This window comes from Aquabacterium sp., assembly GCF_049274795.1.
In the GTDB taxonomy this organism is placed as follows: domain Bacteria; phylum Pseudomonadota; class Gammaproteobacteria; order Burkholderiales; family Burkholderiaceae_C; genus Aquabacterium.
This window is the reverse complement of the sequence record NZ_JBASTH010000006.1, coordinates 1-7,603: the sequence shown is the minus strand read 5'-3', so window position 1 is coordinate 7,603 and position 7,603 is coordinate 1. Positions and strand designations below refer to the sequence as shown.

The 7,603-nt window shown below is 64.2% G+C and carries 6 protein-coding genes and 1 tRNA gene; 1 reads left to right on the top strand and 6 read right to left on the bottom strand.

Annotated elements, in window-relative coordinates; translation table 11 throughout:
- Positions 1-665: 665 nt before the first annotated feature.
- The 6 genes from WAQ08_RS00715 to cysS all read right to left on the bottom strand — a co-directional run bounded on the left by WAQ08_RS00715 (position 666) and on the right by cysS (position 6,731).
- Positions 666-756 (bottom strand) — tRNA-Ser (locus WAQ08_RS00715).
- Positions 757-847: 91 nt separating this feature from the next.
- Positions 848-2,104 carry an aspartate kinase gene (locus WAQ08_RS00710; protein ID WP_422188726.1) on the bottom strand — a complete coding sequence of 419 codons (1,257 nt, stop codon included), beginning with the start codon at positions 2,102-2,104 and terminating at the stop codon, positions 848-850.
- A 122-nt stretch (positions 2,105-2,226) separates the two neighbouring features.
- Positions 2,227-3,666, bottom strand: a complete 1,440-nt coding sequence (tilS, locus tag WAQ08_RS00705) for a tRNA lysidine(34) synthetase TilS (protein ID WP_422188725.1) — start codon at positions 3,664-3,666, stop codon at positions 2,227-2,229.
- Entirely contained in the window at positions 3,635-4,606 is a 972-nt protein-coding gene (locus WAQ08_RS00700; RefSeq protein ID WP_422188724.1) for an acetyl-CoA carboxylase carboxyltransferase subunit alpha, read from the bottom strand. The genes tilS and WAQ08_RS00700 overlap by 32 nt, the downstream gene beginning before the upstream one ends.
- A gap of 17 nt (positions 4,607-4,623) precedes the next feature.
- A complete protein-coding gene (locus WAQ08_RS00695; RefSeq protein WP_422188723.1) occupies positions 4,624-5,328 on the bottom strand; it encodes a DNA-3-methyladenine glycosylase family protein in 705 nt (234 codons plus the stop codon).
- Positions 5,328-6,731 carry a cysteine--tRNA ligase gene (gene cysS, locus WAQ08_RS00690; RefSeq protein ID WP_422188722.1) on the bottom strand — a complete coding sequence of 468 codons (1,404 nt, stop codon included), beginning with the start codon at positions 6,729-6,731 and terminating at the stop codon, positions 5,328-5,330. Before cysS ends, WAQ08_RS00695 begins: the two co-directional genes overlap by 1 nt.
- A 239-nt stretch (positions 6,732-6,970) precedes the next feature.
- Between cysS and WAQ08_RS00685 the strand changes: the two genes are divergently transcribed.
- On the top strand, positions 6,971-7,603 hold a 633-nt coding region (locus WAQ08_RS00685; protein ID WP_422188721.1), incomplete at its 3' end, for a tetratricopeptide repeat protein.

Sequence of the window (7,603 nt, the reverse complement as noted above, 5' to 3'; positions counted from 1 at the left end):
CGAAAGTTACGTCCTGCTCGTCAGGGCTGAGGCGCCTGACTCACCGTTCTCAATGGGTCAATTCACCCCGGCCAAGTGGAGCAGTTTGGGTGGCCATGGGTGGGGCAGTTTGGGTGGCCGCCGGGGCTATTCCCGGAGCGTTCAAGGGAGCTTGTAGAAAAATCTCAAACTCAACGCCAAGCACAATCAGATTCAAACTACATGAAGGCCGTCGCGTATGCCGAAGACACCTTGAGGAAGATGCTGGTCAACAACATCAAGCCCACTCTCAGGAACGCCAGGTACCTCGATGGCCAACAATGGTTCCCAAATGATTGGAGTTCTCTTGCACTTGCAGAGCTTCGCAGTTGGGCAGGCCTAGGAACGATGAGGTCCAAGCGACTAGAAAGTTGCCCACGAGCACTGTGCGAACAGATTGCGAAGTCGAAGACACGTCTGACGAGCGACCCTGCGTTCATGCTCAGAGTCTCCGCATTGAGGGCGCGGGCTTAGTATCTCGCCAAAGAAAAAAGGCAGTCACACAGTGACTGCCTTTTTATTGCCAGGTCTTCCTCACCTTGAGCTTGAAGCATAAGATGGCGGAAGTTGTACTAGAGCAAAAGATGACTTTCGCGCCATCTTATGCTCTAGCTGACAAAAGCCACCCCGAGGGGTGGCTTTGGTTTTGGCGGAGACGGAGGGATTCGAACCCTCGATACGCTTTTGGCGTATGCTCCCTTAGCAGGGGAGTACCTTCGACCACTCGGCCACGTCTCCAGCAACAGCAAGCATTCTAGCCCAGTTTTACTGTCGATCCGCCTGTTGCGCTCAAAACAACGGCCTGCTTTCCGCAAGGCCGCAAGCCTCATCAAGCCTTGGGTTCGTCCAGGCCGAAAGCCTTGTGCAGCGCGCGCACGGCCAGTTCCATGTACTTCTCGTCGATCACGACCGAGGTCTTGATCTCGCTGGTCGTGATCATCTGGATGTTGATGCTCTCGTCCGAGAGCGTCTTGAACATGGTGCTGGCAATGCCGGCGTGGCTGCGCATGCCGATGCCCACGATGCTGACCTTGCAGATCTTGGGATCGCCCACGATCTCCTTGGCGCCCAGCGTGGACTGCACGTTGTTGTTCAGCAGGTCCAGCGTGCGCTGGTAATCGTTGCGGTGCACGGTGAACGAGAAGTCCGTCTTCCCATCGTGCGAGACGTTCTGGATGATCACGTCCACATCGATGTTGGCCTCAGCCACCTTGCCCAGGATCTGGTAGGCGATGCCGGGGGTGTCGGGCACGCCGACCACGGTGATCTTGGCTTCGTCGCGGTTGAACGCGATGCCGGAAACAACGGCTTGTTCCATGTTTTCGTCTTCCTCAAAACTGATCAGGGTGCCCGACTTGGCTTCTGTTTCCAGGTCGATGTCCCAAGGGGTGAAGCTCGACAGCACGCGCGTCGGCACACGGTATTTCCCGGCGAACTCCACCGAGCGGATCTGCAGCACCTTCGAGCCCAGCGAGGCCATCTCCAGCATCTCTTCGAAGCTGATGGCGTTCAGGCGGCGGGCTTCGGGTACCACGCGCGGGTCGGTGGTGTAGACACCATCGACGTCGGTGTAGATCAGGCACTCGTCGGCCTTCATCGCAGCGGCGATGGCCACGGCCGAGGTGTCTGAGCCGCCACGGCCCAGCGTGGTGACGTGGCCGTTCGGGTCCACGCCCTGGAAGCCCGTGATCACGACCACCTTGCCAGCGGCCAGGTCGGCGCGCACGCGGGCGTCGTCGATGCTCTCGATGCGGGCCTTGGTGAAGGACGAATCGGTCTTGACGGGCACCTGCCAGCCGGCGTAGCTCACCGCTTCGAGGCCTTCGGCCTGGATCGCGATGGCCAGCAGACCGGACGAGACCTGCTCGCCGGTGGCGGCGATCGCATCGAGTTCGCGCGGGCTGGGGTTGCCGGAAAGCTCCTTGGCCAAACCCAGCAGGCGGTTGGTTTCACCGCTCATGGCCGATGGCACGACCACGATTTGATGACCCGCCCGCACCCACTTGGCCACGCGCTTGGCCACGTTGCGGATGCGCTCGGTAGAGCCCATCGACGTGCCGCCGTATTTGTGAACAATCAGTGCCATGTCAGAGACGTTGCTATGTTGGAAATGCTGCCGGCCGCGCAGTGCCTGCATGGCCAAACCTTAGATTTTAACCAGCAACGGCAGTTTCGGCAGATGGGATACCCGCGTGCGCAGATGGGGGCTCAGGAATGGGCCGATGGCTTCCAGCTGATCTGCACCTGCGCCTGCCCCGGTTCGGCCCACGCACGGGCATCGACCCCCAGGCCAGGCACGAACACCAGTTGGCCATTCGCCCACACCAGCGGGCCCTCTCGCGCCCAGGCCGGCACCCCTTGCATCTGGAACTGCTTCTTGAGCGAGCGGGCCGACCGGCCCTGCGCCATCTGGAAGCGCTCACCGCCCTGGCGAGGCGCCAATTCGCAATCCTGCAGCCAGGCAAGCGGCACGCCTTCACGCTCGACGGGCTGGACCATCAATTCGCCCCAGCCCGCCGGCAACGCGACACGGCCCGGCTGATCGATCCGCAAACGCAACGGTGCTTGGGCCGCAGCTGACACCATTGCCCTTAGATCGCCCACGGCATTGGATCGATCACGCCACGTCAGCAGCCCCCGGTACAGCACCAGTTCGCCATCCAATCGACCCAGCTTGCCCTGCGCGGGCAATGCCAAGGGCCATCGCCGTGAAGCGCCATCCAGCACCTCTCGGTGCAGCCGCTGTACCCAGGATGCAGGCATGGCGCGCCCCGTGGCCTGCTTGAACCAGGCCCGCAGCAGTTCTCGCCGAGGCCCATCCGCCCATGCGGACCAATCCGACACCAGCAGAGCCTGCCGCGCCAGGCCATCCGGCCCGTCGATCATGCTTGTCACGGCGGGCAGCCGCTCGCCAAGCCAATCGTTCAGGCAGGCCAGCAGATCGGCCTGGTGCGAGGCCGCTTGCGCCAGCACCTGTTCCGCATCACCGAAGGCCTGCTGCAATGCCGGCCAGACATCCAGCCTCAGCCGGTTCCGTGCGAAGCGCCCGTCGGTGTTGCTGTCATCGTCCACATAGGACACGGCGTGCTGCGCCACATAGGCCTCGATGTGCTCGCGCGGCTGGTTCAACCAGGGGCGCAGCCAAGTCACGCCGTGGCGGTCAGCGACAGGTGGCATGGCGGCCAGCCCCGCCACACCGGCGCCACGCAGGGCCTGCAACAGAAAAGTCTCGGCCTGATCGCGGCGATGGTGCGCCAGCAGTACGGCGCTGCAGCCAGCCTCCTGGGCCATCTCGGCCAGCGCCTTGTAGCGCCCCTCACGGGCCACGGCTTCCACGCTGTCACCAGCCTCAGGCGCCAAGGCCAGATGGCGCCACAGCAGCCGCACGGGCCAGCCCTGCGCGCTCCAGCGCTCGCATTGCGCTTGCACCAAGGCCAGCCAGGCATCGGCCTGGGCACTCAAGCCATGGTGCACATGCAGCGCCACCACCTCGCCGCCCTCCTGCGCGGCCATGCGGGCGGCAGCATGCAACAAGGCCATCGAGTCGCGCCCGCTACTGCAGGCCACGGCCACGCGGCGGCCAGCGGCGGCGGCAAGCGCCGCCCTGGCGTCAAGCTCAATGCTCGGTGGTGTCGTTGTAGCGGCCATAGGCCTGCAGGCGCTCGTAGCGCTGTTGCAGCAGATCCTTGACCTTCAGGTCGCTGACCTGGCGCACCGCGTCGTTCAGCGCGCGCTTGAGGTTGGCACAGGCCTGCTTGTGGTCGCGGTGGGCACCGCCCACTGGCTCGGAGATGATCTTGTCGACTAGGCCCAGGGCCTTCAGGCGGTGAGCGGTGATGCCCAGGGCCTCGGCCGCGTCAGGGGCCTTGTCGGCCGTTTTCCAGAGGATGGAGGCACAGCCCTCGGGCGAGATCACCGAGTACACGGAATACTGCAGCATCAGCACCTGGTCAGCCACGCTGATGGCCAATGCGCCGCCGGAGCCGCCTTCACCGATGATGGTGGTGATGATGGGCACTTCCAGGCGCGCCATCTCGAAGATGTTGCGGCCGATGGCCTCGGACTGGTTGCGCTCTTCCGCGCCGATGCCGGGGTAGGCGCCGGGCGTGTCGACGAAGGTGAAAACCGGCAGGCCGAACTTCTCGGCCGTCTGCATCAGGCGCAGGGCCTTGCGGTAGCCCTCGGGGCGCGACATGCCGAAGTTGCGCGCGGCGCGCTCCTTGGTGTCACGGCCCTTCTGGTGGCCGACCACCATGCAGGGCTGGCCATTGAAGCGCGCCAGGCCGCCCACGATGGACAGATCGTCAGAGAAGTGGCGGTCGCCGTGCATCTCCTGGAAATCGGTGAACAGCTCGTTCACGTAGTCCAGTGTGTAGGGGCGCTGCGGGTGGCGGGCGATCTGCGTGACCTGCCAGGGCGACAGGCTGGCGTAGATGTCCTTGGTGAGCTGCGTGCTTTTTTTGCTCAGGCGGTCGATCTCTTCAGAGATGTCGACGGCCGATTCGCTTTGCACGTAGCGCAACTCTTCGATCTTGGTTTCGAGTTCGGCGATGGGTTGCTCGAACTCTAGGAAATGTCGTTTGCTCATGGCGTTCATCCTGCAGATCAGGCACCGGCGGGCAGCGGGTCAAGGCTGCGCCAAAGATACCAGGTGCCAACGGTTCGGTACGGTGCCCAGGCGTCGGCGATCTCCCTCGCCTCCGCCCGCGACACCGGCTCACCGCTGAAGTAGTTGATGCTGATGCCTTTGATCAACCCCGGGTCATCCAAGGGCATTACATTGGCGCGCATCAGGTGAAAAATCAAGAACATTTCGGCGGTCCAGCGGCCAATGCCCCGGATCGCGACCAGTTCGTCGATGATGGCCTCGTCGTCCATGTCCACCCACTGGTCGACGTGGACACGGCCTTCGGCGAAGTGCCGGGCCAGATCGGACAGGTACTCTGCCTTGCGCGCCGACAGGCCGACACCGCGCAATGCATCGTTTGGCGCGGACAGCAGCCGGGCGGCCGGCAGCACCACGCTCACGCTCTCGTTGGATATCTCCAGCAGGCCCAGCAGTTTGTGCCACGCGGCCTGAGCCGCCTTGACGGACACCTGCTGCCCCACCACAGAGCGCGCCAGGGTGGTGAAGGCGTCGCGACGGCTATGCAGGCGCGCCTGGCCGAAATCGGCGATCAGCTTGCGCATCACACGGTCGCGTTTGGACAGGTGCTTGCACGCTTCGTCCCAGAACGGCGGGGTGACAAGCGGCGTGGACGCCGGGGGCGCCGCGCTGTCGTCGGCGGTTGAACGGGAGGCGGCGCTCATCAGGCTTTGACCCAGGTGGTGCCCTGAGGCGAGTCTTTCAGCACGATGCCCTTGGCGGCCAGTTCGTCTCGGATGCGGTCCGACTCTGCGAAATTGCGGGCCTTCTTGGCCTCGGCACGCGCAACGATGGCGGCCTCGATGGCCGCGGCCTCGTCGCCGCCAGCCACGCCGCCTTGCAGATAGGCCTTGGGCGATTGTTGCAGCAGGCCCAGCACGCCGCCCAGTGCCTTCAGCAGGGAGGCCGTCTGCGGCTGGCGGTCACGGTTGAGTTCGGCGGCCAAGTCGAACAACACGGACACGGCGATCGGCGTGTTCATGTCCTCGTCCATCGCGGCCTTGAAGCGCGCGGCCTGAGGGTGGTTCCAGTCGATCTCGTAGGCGCCCTCGGGCGCATTGACGGCATCGAGCGCCGTGTACAGGCGACGCAGGCCCAGGCGGGCATCGTCCAGGCCGGCATCGCTGTAGTTGAAGGGGCCACGGTAGTGCACCCGCGCCATGAAGAAGCGGATCGTCTCGCCATCGTAGCTCTTGAGCACGTCGCGGATGGTGAAGAAGTTGCCCAGCGACTTGGACATCTTCTCATTGTCGACATTCAGGAAGCCGTTGTGCATCCAGTAGTTGACGAAACGCTGGTCCGTGGCGCCTTCGCTCTGGGCGATCTCGTTCTCATGGTGCGGGAACTGCAGATCCAGGCCGCCGCCATGGATGTCGAACTGCTCACCCAACAGCGAGCAGGCCATGGCCGAGCACTCGATGTGCCAGCCCGGGCGGCCCGCGCCGTAGGCCGAGTCGTACTTGGCATCTTGCGGCTCTTCGGGCTTGGCGGCCTTCCAGAGCACGAAGTCCAGCGGATCGTGCTTGCCATCGGCGGCCTTGGCGCCAGCGCCATGCAGCTCACGCTCGCCTGCGCGCAATTGATCCAGCGACTTGCCGGACAGCTTGCCGTAGCCCTCGAACTTGCGCACCGCATAGTTCACATCGCCGTTGCCGGCTTGGTAAGCCAAGCCTTTGGCCTCCAGCTGGCCGATCATCGCCAGCATCTGCGGCACGTACTGCGTGGCACGGGGCTCGTGCGTGGGCGGCTCGATGCCCAGCGCGCCGATGTCATCGTGCATGGCCTTCGTCATCTCGTCCGTCAGTTGGCGGATGGTGATCCCGCGCTCCACCGCCCGCTTGATGATCTTGTCATCGATGTCGGTGATGTTGCGCACGTACGTGACCTTCAGGCCCGAGGCGCGCAGCCAGCGCTGCACCACGTCGAAGGCCATCATCATGCGCGCATGGCCCACGTGGCAGTAATCGTAGATCGTCATGCCGCACACGTACATCCGCACGTGACCAGGCTCGATCGGTGAAAACGACTCTAGCTGCCTCGACAGGCTGTTGAATAGACGCAGACTCATGGGAAAAGCGGAAACCTCGGTCCCTGGACGCCGCCGCGCAACAAGGCGACGGCCATCGGACTGCCACCTTGGAAGAGGATTCAGGTCGGCGCAGTACGTCGGGATACAATCAGCAGAGTATATCCGGGGGACCTCGAACGGGGGGCACGCGTCAGGGTGATCATCAACCCGGGCACGCGCTTCACGCTGGTATTCTCCGGGGCTACTCTCCAACCACCATCTAGAGACCAACGAGACCCATGCGAGTTGTTGCGCCCCTTTTTGGAGCCCGCCTGACGGCGCTGGCTGCCCAGTTCGTCGCCATCACCATGCTGAGCCTGTCGAGTCAGGTCGTGCGCGCCGATGATGTGGCCGAAGTCCAGAAACTGCTGTCGGCCGGCAAGAACGCCGAGGCGCTCCAGAAGGCGGACCAGTTCCTGACCAGCAAGCCACGCGACCCGATGATGCGCTTCCTGCGCGGCATCAGCCTGTCGCAGGCCGGCCGCACGCCCGAGGCCATCACGGCCTTCCAGAAGCTGACGGAAGACTTCCCCGAACTGCCCGAGCCCTTCAACAACCTGGCGGTGCTCTACGCCCAGCAGGGCCAGTACGACAAGTCGCGCACGGCCCTGGAAATGGCCATCCGCACCAACCCCAGCTACGCCACCGCCTACGAGAACCTGGGCGATGTCTACGCCAAGCTGGCCAGCCAGGCCTATTCCAAGGCGCTGCAGATCGACACCCGCTCTGCCGTGGCCCCTAAGCTGGCCATGATCCGCGACCTGTTCCCGAAGGACCGGGGCTCTGCCGCCGTCGCCGCGCTGACCAACAACGCCCCGACCAAGCCCTCGGCGCCAGCGCCCGCTGCGGTGCCGGCCTCGCCGACCCCGGCG

What these genes read in the sequence shown, in the direction of transcription:
- WAQ08_RS00710 (WP_422188726.1), bottom strand. Translation starts at nt 2,104, where the DNA reads ATGGCACTGATTGTTCACAAATACGGCGGCACGTCGATGGGCTCTACC.
- tilS (WP_422188725.1), bottom strand. Translation starts at nt 3,666, where the DNA reads ATGGCCGCTACAACGACACCACCGAGCATTGAGCTTGACGCCAGGGCG.
- WAQ08_RS00700 (WP_422188724.1), bottom strand. Translation starts at nt 4,606, where the DNA reads ATGAGCAAACGACATTTCCTAGAGTTCGAGCAACCCATCGCCGAACTC.
- WAQ08_RS00695 (WP_422188723.1), bottom strand. Translation starts at nt 5,328, where the DNA reads ATGAGCGCCGCCTCCCGTTCAACCGCCGACGACAGCGCGGCGCCCCCG.
- cysS (WP_422188722.1), bottom strand. Translation starts at nt 6,731, where the DNA reads ATGAGTCTGCGTCTATTCAACAGCCTGTCGAGGCAGCTAGAGTCGTTT.